Annotated in this window: 15 protein-coding genes and 2 tRNA genes; 11 read left to right on the plus strand and 6 right to left on the minus strand. The window is 44.2% G+C overall.

The annotated features are described in order from the left end of the window. Positions 1–57 precede the first annotated feature (57 nt). The 5 genes from AAA938_RS04825 to AAA938_RS04845 all read left to right on the plus strand — a co-directional run bounded on the left by AAA938_RS04825 (position 58) and on the right by AAA938_RS04845 (position 5,941). Positions 58–420 (plus strand): response regulator transcription factor, encoded by a 363-nt coding sequence (locus AAA938_RS04825; RefSeq protein ID WP_338227511.1) that lies wholly within the window; start codon positions 58–60, stop codon positions 418–420. A 5-nt stretch (positions 421–425) separates the two neighbouring features. Continuing rightward, on the plus strand, positions 426–1,991 hold the full coding sequence (locus tag AAA938_RS04830; protein ID WP_338227512.1) for a HEAT repeat domain-containing protein: 1,566 nt from the start codon (positions 426–428) through the stop codon (positions 1,989–1,991). Beyond that, positions 1,984–3,444, plus strand: coding sequence for a glycosyltransferase family 2 protein (locus tag AAA938_RS04835; protein WP_338227513.1), 1,461 nt, complete (start codon positions 1,984–1,986; stop codon positions 3,442–3,444). Before AAA938_RS04830 ends, AAA938_RS04835 begins: the two co-directional genes overlap by 8 nt. 88 nt (positions 3,445–3,532) lie before the next feature. Further along, complete coding sequence (locus AAA938_RS04840; protein ID WP_338227514.1) at positions 3,533–4,762, plus strand: YaiO family outer membrane beta-barrel protein; 1,230 nt, start codon at positions 3,533–3,535, stop codon at positions 4,760–4,762. Between the two features lie 15 nt (positions 4,763–4,777). Next, complete coding sequence (locus tag AAA938_RS04845) at positions 4,778–5,941, plus strand: hypothetical protein (RefSeq protein WP_338227515.1); 1,164 nt, start codon at positions 4,778–4,780, stop codon at positions 5,939–5,941. A gap of 5 nt (positions 5,942–5,946) precedes the next feature. Here the strand turns inward: AAA938_RS04845 and AAA938_RS04850 are convergent, their stop codons facing one another. Continuing rightward, positions 5,947–7,899 carry an LTA synthase family protein gene (locus AAA938_RS04850; RefSeq protein ID WP_338227516.1) on the minus strand — a complete coding sequence of 651 codons (1,953 nt, stop codon included), beginning with the start codon at positions 7,897–7,899 and terminating at the stop codon, positions 5,947–5,949. A gap of 130 nt (positions 7,900–8,029) precedes the next feature. Here AAA938_RS04850 and AAA938_RS04855 point away from each other — a divergent pair, with 130 nt between their 5' ends. From AAA938_RS04855 to AAA938_RS04870, 4 genes are all read left to right on the plus strand, one after another. Then, the gene (locus tag AAA938_RS04855) at positions 8,030–8,572 is read left to right on the plus strand and encodes a class I SAM-dependent methyltransferase (RefSeq protein WP_338227517.1); all 543 of its coding nucleotides are present in this window, start codon (positions 8,030–8,032) and stop codon (positions 8,570–8,572) included. Between the two features lie 8 nt (positions 8,573–8,580). After that, a complete protein-coding gene (locus AAA938_RS04860; RefSeq protein WP_338227518.1) occupies positions 8,581–8,829 on the plus strand; it encodes a DUF3253 domain-containing protein in 249 nt (82 codons plus the stop codon). Positions 8,830–9,004: 175 nt separating this feature from the next. Continuing rightward, entirely contained in the window at positions 9,005–9,589 is a 585-nt protein-coding gene (msrA, locus tag AAA938_RS04865) for a peptide-methionine (S)-S-oxide reductase MsrA (RefSeq protein ID WP_338227519.1), read from the plus strand. A gap of 173 nt (positions 9,590–9,762) precedes the next feature. Beyond that, the gene (locus tag AAA938_RS04870) at positions 9,763–11,430 is read left to right on the plus strand and encodes a DUF6909 family protein (protein ID WP_338227520.1); all 1,668 of its coding nucleotides are present in this window, start codon (positions 9,763–9,765) and stop codon (positions 11,428–11,430) included. A 72-nt stretch (positions 11,431–11,502) separates the two neighbouring features. Here AAA938_RS04870 and AAA938_RS04875 read toward each other — a convergent pair whose 3' ends face one another. From AAA938_RS04875 to AAA938_RS04885, 3 genes are all read right to left on the minus strand, one after another. After that, on the minus strand, positions 11,503–11,970 hold the full coding sequence (locus AAA938_RS04875) for a DUF4440 domain-containing protein (RefSeq protein ID WP_338227521.1): 468 nt from the start codon (positions 11,968–11,970) through the stop codon (positions 11,503–11,505). Between the two features lie 289 nt (positions 11,971–12,259). After that, a complete protein-coding gene (locus tag AAA938_RS04880; RefSeq protein ID WP_338227522.1) occupies positions 12,260–12,760 on the minus strand; it encodes a hypothetical protein in 501 nt (166 codons plus the stop codon). Between the two features lie 49 nt (positions 12,761–12,809). Then, the gene (locus AAA938_RS04885) at positions 12,810–14,270 is read right to left on the minus strand and encodes an amidohydrolase (protein WP_338227523.1); all 1,461 of its coding nucleotides are present in this window, start codon (positions 14,268–14,270) and stop codon (positions 12,810–12,812) included. Positions 14,271–14,449: 179 nt separating this feature from the next. Between AAA938_RS04885 and AAA938_RS04890 the strand changes: the two genes are divergently transcribed. Then, entirely contained in the window at positions 14,450–15,127 is a 678-nt protein-coding gene (locus AAA938_RS04890; RefSeq protein ID WP_338227524.1) for a 6-phosphogluconolactonase, read from the plus strand. Positions 15,128–15,480: 353 nt separating this feature from the next. Here AAA938_RS04890 and AAA938_RS04895 read toward each other — a convergent pair. Both AAA938_RS04895 and AAA938_RS04900 read right to left on the minus strand, forming a co-directional pair. Next, positions 15,481–15,554 (minus strand) — tRNA-Asp (locus tag AAA938_RS04895). A gap of 30 nt (positions 15,555–15,584) precedes the next feature. Then, a tRNA-Asp gene (locus tag AAA938_RS04900) sits at positions 15,585–15,658 on the minus strand. A gap of 203 nt (positions 15,659–15,861) precedes the next feature. On the opposite strand from AAA938_RS04900, the gene AAA938_RS04905 reads away from it, so the two are divergent. Then, positions 15,862–16,809, plus strand: a complete 948-nt coding sequence (locus AAA938_RS04905; RefSeq protein WP_338227525.1) for an acetyl-CoA carboxylase carboxyltransferase subunit alpha — start codon at positions 15,862–15,864, stop codon at positions 16,807–16,809. Positions 16,810–16,826: the final 17 nt, after the last annotated feature.

Here is a 16,826-nt window from a genome sequence, read left to right on the forward strand (position 1 = left end):
AAAACGTGTTTTTGGTTCAATTAGCCTATTATATTTAGGGTTGTTTTCGCCCCCGACATGACAAAAAAAATCCTAATTATCGAAGACGATCTGCTGATCTCCAGTTTAGTTCAGTTCAGGTTGAAAAAGGATGGATACGACACCCACTTAGTCAAGGATGGCAATGAAGGCATTCATGCTATTGACTCGGTTAATCCTGATTTGATCATTACGGATGTGATGATGCCTTTCCGAAGTGGGATTGAATTGATCCACCATGCCAAAAAGTTCATGCCCAAGACTCCGATCATCGTGCTAAGTTCTCTGGGAGACGAGGAAAATGTAGTCTTGGAAGCCTTCAATCTTGGAGTTTCAGATTTCATTTCCAAACCATTTAACCCCAATGAACTTGCAATACGTGTGAAAAGAATCCTATCTTGAGCTGAATGAGAAAAGCTTTACTCGGCGTATTACTTCTCTTCTGCCTAGTTTCCGGAAAAGTTTCCGGGCAGGAAGGGGATTTTCTTTCTCCCTATGCAAATCTTGAGGAATTTCTGATCGTACAGGAGTCCATTCCGGGTCTTAGCTTTCAGGTATATTTTCCTGAATCCGAGGAGGATAGCCTTTTATTGGGAAAGTCTTGGTTACCTCTTGTGAGTAATGACTCTGGGAGGCTCAGTTCTACCACTGCTGACCTGACTCTGCTGCAGTATCTTCCGGATACGGCTGCTCAAACGTATTCTTTGATCTTTTCTATCTATTCTGCACCTTCTTCGACTGATGGAGTAAAGGAGTACCTTTCTACCCTGATTCGAAATCGTGATTTTTTTCCCAAAGACAAAGAAGTTCTTCCGGAGTCAGATTGGATTGCATTGGCATACAAGGTCCGCTATTCTCCCTTCTTTAAAAATGCCTTTACCTATTTTATTGATTTTAAGCTGATTGGAGTCACTTTTATCATTTTCTTTTTCTTTGGTTCAGCTTTTTTTATCATTCTATTCATGCTCATCTATAAGTCTCGGAAGATTAAAAAGGAAGAGCTAATCAAAGATTATGATCATCTGGTCGTGGACCCGCTCACTTCGCTTCTTTTCGAAAAAGAAACCGAAGAAATCGAGAATATGGAGGATTGGGAGGTAAACCAATACTTTCCTACCTCTCTACTGTCCAAGCCTCTCTATAAAGAAGTTCTGATTGACAGGATAATCAGTTTGAACAAGAAGATGAAGGGGGAATTTAAGGGGAAACTCAAGGCCCTATACGGGAGAACCGGCTTGGTCAAAGTGACTCAGCAAAAGTTAAATTCCAAAAAGTGGCATAAAATTGCTGAAGCACTGGTAGAGGTCAACGAGATGGATCTGGCTGAATTGCTTCAAGAGGTGAAGCGATATTCGGATTCATCCAATTATCATCTCCGCTCCCTCTCTGTGGCTGCCTTGCTGAATCTGTCTGAGAAGTCTGACCTGTCATTTTTGAGAGATCAAACATATCCGCTATCCGATTGGCAGCAGATGAATTTCCTGAGAATTATCCGTTTTGTGGACAATTACAGGCCATTGAATCTATCCATGCTCTTAGATTCGAAAAATGCGAGTATCCGAATATTTGCCATTCGTTTGGTAAGGATGTTGGGTAAAATGGATCTATTGGAAGAATTGGCTAAGCACACTCCTTCCATGAATGATTTGGAGAAAATAGAGACCTTGAAAACCTACCAAGAACTGGGAGCTCATATGGAAGTGGATTTTATCAATTCCTGTCTCACCTCCGACAATCCCGAACTGCTAATCCAAGCGGGAAAGGCAGCAGGGATCTTAGGAAATGAAGAATCCCTTCGGTTGATTACTGAGATTCTGGAAAAAAACAAGGACTTCCGCATCGAGAGGACAATGCTGAGAAGTCTGAAGGAGCTCGATCAAAGAGCATTTGAAAATCTCATGGCCACATCCTCCAAAGAGGATTTCAAAAGAATTGGCAACCACCTTAATGACCCACTTCTAGCCCATGTATAACTTTCTGTTTTATCTCATTCTCGAGCTATTTGGCTGGTTTTTTTTGGTGGTTAGCTTCTCCGTGATTGTGATTTACCTGATCATGATGGTGCTCAGTTCATTGGAAATGAGAGATTATCTTCGAAAAAACCGCTTTGCGGATTATGGGGATATTGTCACTTCACCGATGGCACCGGGCGTATCCATTTTGGCTCCGGCTTTCAATGAAGGCAAAACCATAGTCCAGAATGTGCAGAGCTTGCTTTCCCTTCACTACGGCAAGTTTGAAGTGATTCTGATCAACGATGGTTCCAAGGACGACACCTTGGAAAAATTGATCAGTCATTTTGAATTGGAAAAAACAGACTATGCCTATCATCCTGAAATCGAAACCATGCCTGTCCGAGGGATTTATCGATCTTCCAATATGTCCTTCAGGAGGCTGACGGTCATTGACAAGGTGAATGGAGGTAAAGCAGATGCTCTGAATACCGGTATCAATATCGCGCGGATGGATATTTTAGCCTGTATTGATGTGGATTGTATTTTGGCGAGTGATTCGATTTCCAGAATGGTGCGTCCCTTTATGGAAGAGACCAATAGGAAAGTAATCGCCGTGGGAGGGGTGATTGGAATAGCCAATAATTGTGACGTCATGGATGGTACCGTGACTCAGTATAGGGTACCCAATTCTCTATTGGGGAGATTTCAGGTTGTGGAATATTTAAGGGCTTTTCTGATGGGAAGAATGGCTTGGACTCGGATCAACGGAAAGCTAATCATCTCCGGGGCTTTTGGTTTTTTCCGGACCAGTCTGGTGAGGCAGGTGGGAGGTTATTTTCCTAAGACTGTAGGAGAAGATATGGAGCTGGTAGTGCGGATGAGAAGATACATGGAAGAAGCCAAGGTTCCATATCGGGTAGCCTTTGTTCCTGACCCACTTTGCTGGACTGAGGTGCCCGAAAGCGAAGATGTCCTTTCCCGGCAGAGAAACCGATGGATGAGAGGAACTATTGAAACGCTTCAGCTTCATCAGAAAATGAGCCTCAACCCAAGATACAATACCATCGGTATGGTCTCATTTCCATTTTGGTCTGTCTTTGAAAAAGCCGGCCCCATCATCGAGATTTTAGGAGTGATTTATACTGTCATATTGGTTTATCTGGGCGATTTTAGTGCGGTTTACTTTTTTGCCCTGCTTCTCCTGATGTACCTGCTTTCGATCTTGGTATCTTCGTTCAGTATCCTCTATGAGCAGATCGCTTTCAACCACTACAAAGACAAAAAGGATCTCAACAGACTGATCTGGACGATTATCATTGAGCCATTTACTGTCCATCCCAAGGTTGTTTGGTGGGGTTTGAAGGGTCATTGGGACTTTATCAAAGGAAAAGGTGGCTGGGGCTCGATGATCCGAAAAGGATTCAAAACAGCCGAAGACAAGAAAACGCTCAATTCAACCACAAGTCTATGAATAGTCCAAGGGTACAGCTTGATGAAATCTATTGGATTTCGTTTCGGCCTACTTTCAGGGCTCGTGTAGACCTAATAGCAAAGAACAAATGATCTGCATTAAAAAATGGCCGCTTCTTTTTCTGTTTCTGAGCCTTGCTTGGACAGCTTGGGCTCAGCAGTCTCAGGATCCTGACGAGCTCTTGGCTCAGTCCAGGAAATTGATTCTGGATGGAAAATATCAGGAAGGAAGAAAGATCGCTTTTCGGGCTTTGGAAATATCCCCTACCTATGCTGATATTCTGATTTTGGTGGGCAGGAGCTATGCCTGGGAAGGGAAGAATGATTCGGCTAGTATGTATCTCGATAAGGCGATCCAAGCTTCCCCAGCCTATGCGGATGGATACGCTGCCTATCTTGACAACCTGATGTGGGCGGATCAGTTGGATCAAGCCTCGGTGGTTTTGCAAAAGGCAAAGTCCAATTTCAGCCCTTTACCGGATGAATTGGCCTACAGAGAGTCCAGAATTGCCTATTTCCAGGAAGACTATAATCTGGCGTATGAATTAGTGGAACCCCTTTTCGAAAAAGGATACAAGCCTGAAGGGATGCTGGGCTACATTCAAAATCTTCAACGTCTTCGCAGAACCAATGCTGTGGGTGCGACCTATGATTACGATACGTTTTTTGGAGATATTTCACCCTGGCATACCTGGTCAGTCTATGGACGTACCCGAACCAACCTCACCGGAGCATTGATTGCCAGGGTGACTCAATCGCAGCGTTTTGATGGGTTTGGTACACTTTACGAATTGGATGCCTATCCTTCCATCGGGAAAAATGGTTACGCCTACCTGAATGTCGGCGGCTCTGGTGCCAGCTTTTTTCCAAAGTTAAGACTGGGAGCATCCTATTATCATAATTTGCCCAAAGCCTGGGAAGTAGAAGGTGGCTATCGGTATCTGGGATTTTCAGAAGTTACCCATATGATCACCGGGTCAGTGGGTAAATACGTGGGGAATTGGTGGATCAATTTCCGCTTTAATGTGATTCCGGATGATGCAGGCACTGGTACCTCCGGGCAGCTTCAAGCCAGATATTACTTTAAAACAGCAGAGGATTTCTTCAGTCTGCAACTGGGCACTGGAGTCTCACCTGATGAGGAAACCCGAGACCAAAGCCAACTGCTCAATTCCTATCGGGTCCGTTTGGGCTATCAGCAGCTGATCACCTCGAGATGGATGATTTTTGGATTCACTGGATGGAGTAGAGATGAACTGGGTGAAAACAATGTCCGAAACAACTTCAACCTGTCCCTTGGTACAGAATACAGATTTTAGAATCTACCCATGCCTATGAGAGAAGAAGTAAAACTTTACCTTCGAAGACTGACCCCTCTGCTAATCTTGTTTTTGGGATTGCCTCTGCTCAGCTACCTGATTTGGAGATTTTATCCTGAGAAAAAACTGGAGGTAATTTTGGTGGATAAGACTGTTCCCAACAGAAATTATAGAGAGCATACCGGAGTCATTTGGGCGCTTAATCATGGAAAATTCAAAAAAAATACCGGGGCAGATTATTTAGTAGATCAGGATTACTTTGGTTTTTTTCCAGATGGATCTCAAGACAAAAAAGGAGTGGTAAAAGATCTGGAAGGTAAATCAGAAGAGGAGATAAAGAGGTTGGTATCTGAATCGGATTTGGTTTTTTTGGCTGACACCTATGGGGTTTATGAGAGTGATTTTGGTCAAGTGCAGCAGGAAAAGAAGATCTATGGAGGATTGGGTAAATCAGAAATTGAACTCGTCCGACAGGCTAAAGATCAAGGGAAATACCTCATAGCGGAATTTAACTCCATGGCTTCTCCGACGAGCAAATCTGTCCGATCGGAATTTGAGAACCTAATGGGGGTAAAATGGACAGGATGGATAGCGAGGTATTTCGACGAGCTCAATCCTGAGGAAAATGAGGAAATTCCTCTTTGGCTCTTGGAAATGTATTCGTTTCAAGGAAGTAGCTGGGATTTTACCGGGCCGGGAATGGTTTTTATCCGGGATTCGGGAGAGGTGGAAGTCTTTGTTTATGGTCTTGATTATCAGAATAAAGTGCCCTTGGTCCGAACCCAAAAGATGAATAAGCATGGGTATAAGTTGCCTCAGGTGATTCCCTACCCGGACTGGATGGACATTGTATTGGTAGAAAGAGATTATCAGGTCATTTCTTACTATGATATTGATCCGAGTACAGTAGGGTATGAGCGATTGAAAAAAATGGGATTGCCTAGGTATTTTCCATCGGCAGTGTTTAGAGAAATCAACGGAGGTAGGCAATATTACTTTTCCGGGGATTTTTCTGATATGGATCCCAATCTAGGCTACCACACTTTTGCAGGATTACCTACGCTTTGGAGAGGTTTCTATGTGACTGCCGACCACACCAATCGCCATAGCTTTTACTGGAACTACTTTTTGCCGCTTTTGGAGCAGGTATTTAACGAAGCTGGGAAAAAGACCCCCTAATTCCATTATTGGGGAGGAGGGAGCAATTTTCTGGTTTGGATGGTGTAAGCATTCTTGTTTTTGAAATCCTCAAATTCCCCTATGAGTTGGTTGGTCATATTGGCGTCCTCGACCGGATCGATATTGAGGCCGTCACTGATAAGGAACAGCTGTCCGTCAGATAGGAAAAATTCTCCGCTTAGATAGTCTACCAATTGATTCTTGTTCCTCATCAGAGGCATGGCGATTTGAGAGCGAAAGACTCGGGCTGTGTCCAATACTTGTCCCTGCCAAATGAATTCTTCAGGCAGATTCAATGAGGCATTTTTCTCCAAAAAAGACAAAAGGGAAGGGGTGACCTCAAAGTGACTGCTCAAGCCTTTGAATTCTTCCTTTGATTTGAGTAAAGGAGAATAAATCATCAATGGGACGTGAAAGCGGTCAAGTCGGGAAGACATGGGAATCTCCGGCAAGCGATGGTCTCCCGTGATGATGAATATCGTGTTGGCGAATTCAGGCCGCTTTTTGTATTCCTCAAAAAACATCCGGATGGCATCATCTGCATAGAGTACCGTCATGTAGATGTTTTTGTAAGCCTCGTATTCAGGGATTCGATCCGAACTGATCTGAAGATAATCCCTCAAATGGGAGGAAAATTTCTGCTCATAAAATGGCCTTTCGGGGACGATGTAGGGGTCATGAGAAGTTTGGGTCTGAAAGATCCGGATTTCAGGACCTGTTTTTTCGGAAGGTAACTTCAGCAGGCCGTTTTTGAACAATTCTTTGTCAGAATATCCCCAGGAAAATCCATTGTTGGAAGGTGCTTTTTCAAAACCGGGAAGAAAAGTCGATTCATCTTCCAATTGATCCACTTGCTGGTATTCCAGAAAATCCCCCTCATGGTCAAACTTCCGGTCAGCGCCGATAAAAAACCGGGCTTTGTAGCCGTTGTCTCTCAAAATACTGATCAGCGTCTGATGGTAAGGGAATTCATCATACAGCTCCAAAAAACCCTTTTCTCCAAAGGGTAATCCAGCAAAAACTCCAGGCAAAATGCCAAAAGTCCTCCCCGTGGACGATATGGCATTGGTCCAAATCAAACTGTGATTTTCCAGAGAATCGAGAAAAGGAGTGAAACTTCCCAAATAGGCACCTTTTCCAGAATATGCCTTGCCAAAGCTTTCTGCCAAAATAAACACCAAATCCGGGGGAGAGGAAAGGGAATCGAAAAACGGCCCTAAAACATCTGGATAGGCGGCTTGATGTGCAAAAGGATATTCATCCTTGTTGAAATCTTTTTTGACTACCAGATCCTCATTGCCACTTCTCAAATAAAAATCAAAATAATATTCCCCACCGTACACGAGATAGTCAAAGGTCTCTTCTGCCAAAAACTTGGATTTATTCAGCTGAATGTTTTTTCGAATTTCATTCCCTTCGTCCAATTCAAAATCAGGCGAAAAACGAAAAAGAATCACAAAAACTATCAGCCCTCCTGTAAGGAAAAAGTAAGTCTTTAAAGGCAATCGGGTCAGATATACACCCAGATGAAGCAGACCCAAAACAAATCCGAAAAACACCAAACCTAATCCCAAATTGAGGGCATTGAGCTGTCCTGAAGCCTTGACTGTGAGGAGCATGTCGTTCCAGTTGTAGGCAAAAAGATCTTTGCCCAGAGGAAGGAGGGTCTTCGAGAAGTAAAAAATCAACCCAATATGAATCAGTAGGGCCAGGGTCAGAAGGGTCTGAACCAGGATTTTGGATAGCGTCACCGAAAATAGACTCAGCAGGAGATGGATGATCAGAAGCAAACCCAAGAAATAAAATATCCAACCCAAATCCTGAAAAAGACTGACTCCCAAAAGCGAACTTCCATCAAATTCCAACACATGGGATTGAAAAACCACTTGGATTTCCGCCGCTCTGAGTATGAGCATGAGTAAGAGATATACCCAAGACATACCCCAAAAGGTCCTCATGATTTTTTCTAATTTGGCGGGTAAGTGGGAATGAATTTGAGCCTTTTGGGCCATGATATTTAAGGGGTGTGTGAATCTATATCGGAAAAGTAAAACAAATTCAGGTATCTTCGAAGGTCATTAGTCCAATATGAGTAAAAGAGATTTATTGTTGGAATTGTATTCCAATCTGGGAACCACGGGAGCAGTCACTTTTAGCTCCAAATCCCTAGTGAAAAAAATGCTTTCATTCACCGATCTAAGCAATGCAGAGGTAATCGTGGAACTGGGAGGTGGAGATGGGAGCATCACCGAGGGCATTGTCAGCAGAATGCCTGAATCAGCCCAATTGCTGGTATTTGAGATCAATGAATCCTTCTGCAAGGCAATGAGAAAGCAGTTTCCGGAAGATAATATTCAGATTATCAATGATTCAGCAGAAAACATTCATCTCTACCTGAAAGGAAGAAAGGCGGATGCGATTTTTTCCAGTCTTCCGTTTAGTCTGATCAGCAAGGAGGCTACCGACGCTATCCTTACCCACTCAAAAAACTCCCTGACTTCGAAGGGTAAGTTTGTCCAGATATGTTATTCTTATCTGTTGAAAAATCTCTTTTCCAAGTATTTCTCTGAGGTTCAGGTACGATTCACCTTAAAAAATTTCCCTCCGGCTTTCGTCATGATCTGCCATTGAATTAGCTCATGGAGATATTGAAATCGGCTATTTTGGATTTTTGCAGAAGAAGAAACACCTCCTCTTTTTGCCCTTCCGAAGTAGTGCGATCCATGTATCCTGAGGATTGGAGGCTATTTATGCCGGATGTCCGAGAAGCCATGATGGAGTTATATCGCGAAGGATCAATTCAGGTGACTCAAAAAGGTATTCCGGTTTCGCCACAGGAATTGCCCAAAGGACCGGTGAGAATTTCCAAAGCGGATAAACCTAAGTAAGCTTACCGGTGTTTGGTTTTAGGATAAAAAGTAGGACTATCCGCAATAATGCAAGTTGACGTACTTTCTAGGCCTATGTGGCTAGAAGACCGAAGCCAGTCGATTTTAAGTTTATATAGACATTTTAGCTTCCTCCTTCTTCCTATTAAGAAACCGGATTTAACAAATAATCAAAATGGAAAATCAATCTCAAATTCCGACTACCTCACCTGAAGTCATCCCTGGATTGGAAAGTATAATTTTAGGCGGAGGCTGTTTTTGGTGTACCGAAGCTGTTTTTCAACGATTGGAAGGGGTGGAAAAAGTCGTCTCTGGCTATGCAGGCGGTATCGTGGAAGAACCGACCTATCGGCAGATATGTACCGGCACCACCGGACATGCTGAGGTGATCCAAGTATTTTTTGATCCGGGCAAAGTCAGTCTTGAGCAACTTCTGGAAGTTTTCTGGGCTACCCATGACCCGACCACGCTCAACCGTCAGGGGGCTGATGTAGGTCCGCAGTATCGTTCGGCTATCTTTTATCTGAATGAGGAGCAAAAGCAACTTTCGGAACGGATGAAAAAAGAGCTGAATGACGCCTCTGTGTTTGATTCGCCTATCGTGACCGAGATTACTGCTTTTTCCAACTTTTATCCTGCCGAGATTTACCATCAGGATTACTACAATCTCAATGGTTTGCAGCCCTATTGTCAGTTTGTGGTCAGGCCAAAGGTGGAAAAGTTGAAGAAATACTTTGCCGATCGAATGAAGAATTCCTAATGGATAAGTGAGATTGCTGTCTGGGTTGAATTCTAAATTTTAGCAGTCCTCCTCCATAATTGCCCATAATTGCCTAAATTCGCAGAATTTTACCCTTTTTTACCCCAACCCTTTTGATTTTGTAATTGGGATTTGGGTTGAGGCAGTGATTGATTAAGATAAATTTGAACGATATGAAAAGAACGAGAGCACAAGAATCCAGAGCAGCCATCGAGCGATTGTACATCACCATGAGACACCTCTTCAACCGGGGCAGTTACAAGCCCATGGGTGTTTCTGGAGAGGGTTTGGTTCAAGCCTTGATGGTCTTAAGTCCAGAGATTTACGGTTCTCTTTCTGATCAGGAAAAAGTAGAGCTGGATGGCTTGCTGTATGTCATGGAGCGGCTACCCAAAGGAATCGAGGAATGTCGCTATATCCGCCTTATCAGCCGGGAAGGGTATGAGACTTCTCATCTTACCCCTTTGGTACCACCTAAGAGAAAGCGGAATTGCTATCGTCTCGATGAGGAAATCATGTATGTGGAGATGACCCGCGGACGTTCGGACATCTACGACATTCTGACCCATTTGACTTTTCTCTACATCGAATCCAGAAAAATCGCCCGTAACAGCACAGACCCAAAAGGCAGAATCTCTCCCAACTGGAAAATGCTGGAGGATTTCGTAAACAAAGAAAAAGCAGGAGAGGAGCTCGATATAGAATGCGCTTCAGCTTATCTGAGCCATATTATCGGGAGAACCTTTGAGGAGACCCTGGTGGCGGTTCGAAAGTTTGCCAAGAGTTCCAATTCCAATAGCCTCTTCTCCATCGTTTATCACTTGGGTAAACTGGCCATGGAGGAAACCTCATTAGGGATGGATAGAGAGATTAGCTTCTCTGCTACCCTTCGTGAGCGTATTGGTCATCACGTTTACGGGGAGTTGTGGGCCAATCGCATCAAAGCGACCCTTTTGGAAAAGGGGTTGATACAGCGTCCTATCCACATCATTTCGGCTAACCTTCACAGCGTCCTAAATACGATCTATTCCCATCAGCTTTTGGGTTCGGATAGTTTCGAAGCGATCGAGGAAGTGGCTACTTCCATCTCCATCGGTGCCAAAAACAATCCCGGAAAGAAAATTCAGGATTATGCAGAGAAGCATGGATTTATCGACTTGCCAGATGAGTCCGGAACCAATATCGGAGTGCAGATTATTGATACCGCACATCTGGAAAAAGACACGCTTCTCCCAGGAGTTCAACTGCCTCAGGATTTGAGCAAGCGACCGGTGTTTGTAGTGATGGATTATGCCTTTGGTGAGCAGGCCTATGAATGCTTTGATGAGCTATTGAAGCCTTATTCCGAGGGGAAAAAGAAATATCCGCTTAATGTCGTATCTACTTCCATCATGGGAAAGGCCGGTATCCTTCATGGTGGCAAGGGAGATCTGATGGTGCCCGATTCCCATGTTTTCGAGGGTACTGCTGATAATTATCCTTTCCGAAATGAATTGAAAAAGGCGGATTTTGAAGGCTATGGACTTGGCGTGTATTCAGGAAGCATGATTACCGTTTTGGGAACTTCCCTTCAAAACCGGGACATCCTTACCTACTTCATGGAATCCTCCTGGAAAGCCGTGGGTCTGGAAATGGAAGGGGCGCACTACCAAAAGGCCATTCAATCGGCTTCCAAAATCAGAGGAAGTATCCGCTCCAATGTGAAAGTGCTTTATGCCTACTATGCTTCGGATAATCCATTGGAAACCGGAAGTACTTTGGCCTCAGGGGCTTTGGGAATGGATGGAGTCAAGCCCACGTATCTGATTACGTATAAGATATTGGAAAAGCTGTTTAAATGACCAATGATCAATGGCTAATGATCAATTCCCAATGTCAATGGTCAATTCTCAATCTTTCAATTTTCCAATATTTCAATCTTTCAATTCTTCAATATCCACCCGGGTAGAATGCAGCATATCCAGTTTCCATCCCTCTGGAGTACGAATGGCAGTGGCACTTTCCAGCCAGTATAATTCGGTCAGAACTTCCTCTCCACGGGAAATGGTGGCATAGTTGTGATAGGCGATCCAAGCCCGATTGCTTTCCACCACTGTTTTGATAAAATCAAAGCGGTTGGTTCGGGTAGGAGGGTTGGGGTTTTGTTGGGCCCGGGTCAGATAGCTGTTTACTTTTTCCATGTCCCAGACTTCTCCCTGTTCGAGGAGGATAAAATCATCGGTATAGAATTTTTTCAGGCTCTCGGATCGATATTCAGAAAAGATTTCATCAAAGGAATTTTGAATCAAAGCCTCCAATTGGGCTTGGTCATCAGTTGAGGTTTGTGCCATTCCCAAAAAGGAAATCAGTATTAAAGCGGAGAGAAGCAGGGATTTGAGCATTTTTAAGAAAAGGTAAAGTTTGACGAGTTTTAAGTTACTGGAAATGGGGTGATCTTGGAAATAATCAGCCTAATGATTAGGGTGGATTATTTCAAATCCCGCCATAATAGTAGGATAGCTCAACCTAAAATCCCATAAACAGCCGTCAGCTTGTCCCGAACTTGATTCTGGAAGACTCATATCCCGAACATTCGGGGATGGTGTGAGAAACTGTGCGCCGTGGCGTAGGTGAAACTCGTCAACCTAACGGTTGGCGAGGCCGTCTACTCGATTGGCGTGTCGAGTTTTTTTATTTTTTCATCCATTCGTGAATGTCAGCCGCAAGTTCCTTATAGGCTTCTTTTGGACCTGCTGTTAACTCGTCTTCAAACCATATTAAAAACTCCTGATAAATCAAGTCGTGAACTTGTTGTTCGGTCATGTCATGGTCTAATTGAACAATAATCGTTTTTACTTCTGCTTCATATTCATCTTCTGGTGCTCCAATCTCAATTAGTCCAATAGGGTCATGTTGATTTATGATTGTCCTAAGTTCTGCGAATCTGTCGACATGACTTGATTTTATAGAATCTAAGTCGAGGGCAAACAGCGGATCTTTCATTGATTCCGCATATTGTTTGTCAAAGTTTTCTTCTGCTTCTTGGTCAGTAATTTTTGTTTTATTGTCCGTTCCGCAACTTGTTAAAAGAGTCACAGCAGTTAAAAGGGTCAGTATGTTATTCAATTGTCTCAATATCTTTTTTGCATGCACGCCAACATCTGTGTTTACCAAACCAATTTCGAAAGGCATTCCAATTGGAATACATGACGAAACTGGTTTCGGGTATTTTTCAATTATCCTAGTATCCCGCATTCAATGGGGGAGGACCGTCAGGAAGGATTCCTTTGTACACATAGTCCCCTTTTTTCTGCTTGAATTCGGCTTTGATTTCATTTCTCAAGACTTCATTTTGGTAGAGATCGACCATGGTCATCGCCAAAGCTTTGGCTGCATAGGCCATTCCTTTATGTCCGATGGACATTCCTCCTGAGGCTACAACTGCCCAAGAGTGCCAAGGCGTACCATTGGGAGCGGTGGTAGCACTCATTCGGATGGTCGGTACCACCCAGCTGACATCGCCCACATCCGTACTTCCTCCCATGCTGTGTTCCAAAGTCTCTTTCATGGGTTTGATCTCGGAAACCAGGCCAATTTGGGGCTTCCCTGTAGCCTCTTGAATCTTTTTTGCAAATTCCTGCTCCTCTTCATTGTAGGAAATCGGACCCAAAGCTTCCAGGTTGGCTTGCATCACTGCTGAACCGGTTCGGTTGACCAAAATCTCATGAACGCCGGATACCAAGGTTACTTTATGGGTTACATTGGCCATAATGGCTGCACCTTCGGACATTTTCTCCACTTGCTTCCAGACGGGCATCAGACCTTCCCGGGAAGTATCTCTGACCCGTACCCAAAGGCTGCTGTAGTCAGGCACCACATTGACGACTTGGCCGCCATCCTGAATGTGATAGTGAATTCTTACCGTCGGCTTGATATGTTCCCGATAATAGTTGATCCCTGTGGTGTATAGTTCTAAAGCATCCGAAGCCGATCTACCATTCCAGGGATCGCCGGAGGCATGTGCAGCCTGCCCGCTAAACTCTACGATAAAATCCACCAAAGCCAGGCCCTTTTGCACATCGGTCTCCGTCTCATCTCCGGGATGCCAGTCCATCATAATGTCTACATCATCCATGATTCCCGAGCGGATCATCCAAAGTTTGCCAAAGTACTTTTCCTCAGCAGGAGTACCATAAAAGCGGATGGTGCCCTGTAGCTTTCCCTCGGAAATCAAATCCTTGATTGTGGCTGCGGCGCTTAGAGAGGCTACTCCAAAAAGATTATGCCCACATCCGTGACCCGGTGCTCCTTCGTTGAGTGGACTTTTGAAAGGAACTTTGTTTTGAGAAAGACCGGGCAAGGCGTCAAATTCGCCCAAAACTCCAATGATGGGGGAACCTGAACCAAATTCCGCCAAAAATGCGGTGGGGATTTCTCCGACTCCTCGGGTGACTTTGAATCCCAGCTCCTCAGCATAGGTGGAAAGTGCTGCGGAAGACTGGCTTTCCTGAAAAGCAGTCTCCTCGAAGGCCCAGATTTTGTCGCTGAGCTCAGTCATGTCTGAATATCGGGATTCGATGATTTGCTGGACGGTTTGTTTCAGTGGGTCGGGTTTGGACTTTCCCTTTTGTGCAAAAAGGGAAGAGATGGAAACCATAAGGGTTACGACTAGTCCTAAGTTGAAAGTATTCTTGATTGCCATGGGTGGTTTTTTTCTTTTAAGATAGGCAATGATTTCAAAATCGTTTTCAATTTGACTTTCATCCCGTGAAAAGTTTGAAGAATAGATTCCTCCGCAGAAAAAGAGCGACCAGATTTTTTATTTATTTGCCATAAAAACCTTTCAAAATGAATTTTCACTACCTCCCAGATTTCAAATCCATGAGCCAGAAAGGCTTTGAACTGGTCAAAAAGGAAATCGATCAGAAGCCCGACTTGCTTTTTTGTGTGGCAAGCGGAGGTTCTCCCTCAGGGCTTTATGCGGAGATGGCCAAAGAAAAGTCGGTCAATCCGGATTTCTGCGAAAAGCTGCGCGTGGTCAAATTGGATGAATGGGGAGGATTGGAAAAGGGGTCTACCTTCACTTCAGAGTTTGATGTTCAGAGCAAATTTGTCCAACCCATGGGAATTGACCCGGGGTGGTATTGGACGATTGATCCATTTACCCAAGATCCGGAAGGGGATTGTCAGCGAATGGAACAGCTAATTCAGAGGGAAGGTCCGGTGGATATCTGTATTCTAGGGATTGGAGTCAACGGGCATATTGCTCTCAATGAGCCCGGAGAAATATTGAAGTCTGGGTTTCATGTTTGTCAATTGGCAGAAAGCACACTTAACAACGGCATGATCAAATCCCTAAAGCAGCCGCCAACTTTTGGGATGACGATGGGGGTGGGGGAGATTCTTCAATCCAGAAAGATTTTGCTGTTTATTTCCGGTTCGGGAAAGAAGGAGGCCTTCGAGCGGCTTAAAAAACCGGAGATCAGTACGCAATTTCCGGCTTCACTACTTTGGCTGCATGCGAATGTAGAGGTGATAGTGGATAGTAGTGTGGTTTAATGGTTTCTGCCACAAAGTCGCGAAGCTACTAAGGATGAGTATTCAGCCATTAGTCTCAAACTAAAATCCCCTGCGAATTTATTTTGCGCTTTTTATCGCAGGAAAAAAACAAAAAAGCCTCAGATTTCTCTAAGGCTTTGTGCGGAATGGACAGCCAGTCCCGAAGAAATTCGGGAGGACTCGAACCCGCGACCTTCCCGACAGAGTCGGGACATTAATTCTAACCAGCTGAATTCCCATTTCAGTTTGTGAGCAATTCATTATTGTTTTCTGCTTTCCCAGATCAATTTTGAAAAAAGGAATACTTGAACTAACAACAACAAAAAAGCCTCAGATTTCTCTAAGGCTTTGTGCGGAATGGACGGGACTCGAACCCGCGACCTCCTGCGTGACAGGCAGGCATTCTAACCAGCTGAACTACCACTCCTAATGGTTTAGCTTTTAATTAAGTTTTATGCGGAATGGACGGGACTCGAACCCGCGACCTCCTGCGTGACAGGCAGGCATTCTAACCAGCTGAACTACCACTCCGTTGACCTTCTCTTTTGAAGTGGTGCAAAGGTAGGCAATACATGGATTGATGCAATAGGCTTTCTTAATATTTTTTACTTTTCCCGCTATCTTATTCTTTTTCAGTTCAATAATTTTCTGGTCTTTCCTGCCGATATGTCGGGCATTTGGGGTTTGTCAAACTGTGATTATCCTTATCTTTGCTTTTCTCAAAAACCACCCAAATGGTATTAGAATTCGAAAAACCCATTGCTGATTTAGAGCAAAAACTCCAAGAGATGAAAGATTTGGCCAAGGGCCGAAATATCGATTTGAGTTCCGATATTGAGTCTTTGGAAGAAAAAATCCTTGCTTTGAAAAAAGAGACTTTCGACAATTTGACCCGTTGGCAGCGTGTGCAGCTTTCGCGTCATGCAGACAGACCTTACGCCCTGGATTACATCTACGAGATCACCAATGACTTCATTGAATTGCATGGAGATCGTACTGTAAAAGATGATAAAGCGATGATCGGAGGTCTTGGAGATATTGATGGCCGCACGGTCATGTTTATCGGACAGCAAAAAGGCCGCAACACCAAGCAGCGTCAAGAGCGAAACTTCGGGATGGCTAATCCGGAAGGATACAGAAAAGCCCTCCGTCTGATGAAAATGGCTGAAAAATTCGGTAAGCCAATCGTTACTCTAATCGATACTCCCGGAGCTTTTCCTGGATTGGAAGCTGAGGAGAGAGGGCAGGGAGAAGCCATTGCCCGCAATCTGAAGGAAATGTTTATGCTGAAAGTGCCCGTAATCTGCATCATTATCGGAGAAGGCGCTTCCGGTGGTGCATTGGGAATTGCTGTCGGCGATCGCGTATTTATGTTGGAAAACACCTGGTATTCTGTCATCTCTCCTGAATCCTGCTCTTCCATTCTTTGGAGATCATGGGATTACAAAGAGCAGGCTGCCGAGGCGCTCAAACTGACTGCCAAGGACATGAAAAACAATGGTTTGGTAGATGATATCATTCCTGAACCCCTTGGCGGAGCTCACAAAGACCTAAAGTGGATGTCCAAAACCATCAAGGAAGCGATTCTTCAATCCCTCAAGGAACTGGATAAAATCAAGCCGGAGAAGAGAATTGAGCAGAGAATCGAGAAATTCTGCTCCATGGGCGTAGTCGAGGAGTAAACTTTGACACCTTGATT

Origin of the sequence: Algoriphagus taiwanensis, assembly GCF_036245645.1 — a bacterium.
Taxonomy (GTDB): domain Bacteria; phylum Bacteroidota; class Bacteroidia; order Cytophagales; family Cyclobacteriaceae; genus Algoriphagus; species Algoriphagus taiwanensis.

What these genes read in the sequence shown, in the direction of transcription:
- AAA938_RS04825 (WP_338227511.1), top strand. Translation starts at nt 58, where the DNA reads ATGACAAAAAAAATCCTAATTATCGAAGACGATCTGCTGATCTCCAGT.
- AAA938_RS04830 (WP_338227512.1), top strand. Translation starts at nt 426, where the DNA reads ATGAGAAAAGCTTTACTCGGCGTATTACTTCTCTTCTGCCTAGTTTCC.
- AAA938_RS04835 (WP_338227513.1), top strand. Translation starts at nt 1,984, where the DNA reads ATGTATAACTTTCTGTTTTATCTCATTCTCGAGCTATTTGGCTGGTTT.
- AAA938_RS04840 (WP_338227514.1), top strand. Translation starts at nt 3,533, where the DNA reads ATGATCTGCATTAAAAAATGGCCGCTTCTTTTTCTGTTTCTGAGCCTT.
- AAA938_RS04845 (WP_338227515.1), top strand. Translation starts at nt 4,778, where the DNA reads ATGAGAGAAGAAGTAAAACTTTACCTTCGAAGACTGACCCCTCTGCTA.
- AAA938_RS04850 (WP_338227516.1), bottom strand. Translation starts at nt 7,899, where the DNA reads ATGAGGACCTTTTGGGGTATGTCTTGGGTATATCTCTTACTCATGCTC.
- AAA938_RS04855 (WP_338227517.1), top strand. Translation starts at nt 8,030, where the DNA reads ATGAGTAAAAGAGATTTATTGTTGGAATTGTATTCCAATCTGGGAACC.
- AAA938_RS04860 (WP_338227518.1), top strand. Translation starts at nt 8,581, where the DNA reads ATGGAGATATTGAAATCGGCTATTTTGGATTTTTGCAGAAGAAGAAAC.
- msrA (WP_338227519.1), top strand. Translation starts at nt 9,005, where the DNA reads ATGGAAAATCAATCTCAAATTCCGACTACCTCACCTGAAGTCATCCCT.
- AAA938_RS04870 (WP_338227520.1), top strand. Translation starts at nt 9,763, where the DNA reads ATGAAAAGAACGAGAGCACAAGAATCCAGAGCAGCCATCGAGCGATTG.
- AAA938_RS04875 (WP_338227521.1), bottom strand. Translation starts at nt 11,970, where the DNA reads ATGCTCAAATCCCTGCTTCTCTCCGCTTTAATACTGATTTCCTTTTTG.
- AAA938_RS04880 (WP_338227522.1), bottom strand. Translation starts at nt 12,760, where the DNA reads ATGCCTTTCGAAATTGGTTTGGTAAACACAGATGTTGGCGTGCATGCA.
- AAA938_RS04885 (WP_338227523.1), bottom strand. Translation starts at nt 14,270, where the DNA reads ATGGCAATCAAGAATACTTTCAACTTAGGACTAGTCGTAACCCTTATG.
- AAA938_RS04890 (WP_338227524.1), top strand. Translation starts at nt 14,450, where the DNA reads ATGAGCCAGAAAGGCTTTGAACTGGTCAAAAAGGAAATCGATCAGAAG.
- AAA938_RS04905 (WP_338227525.1), top strand. Translation starts at nt 15,862, where the DNA reads ATGGTATTAGAATTCGAAAAACCCATTGCTGATTTAGAGCAAAAACTC.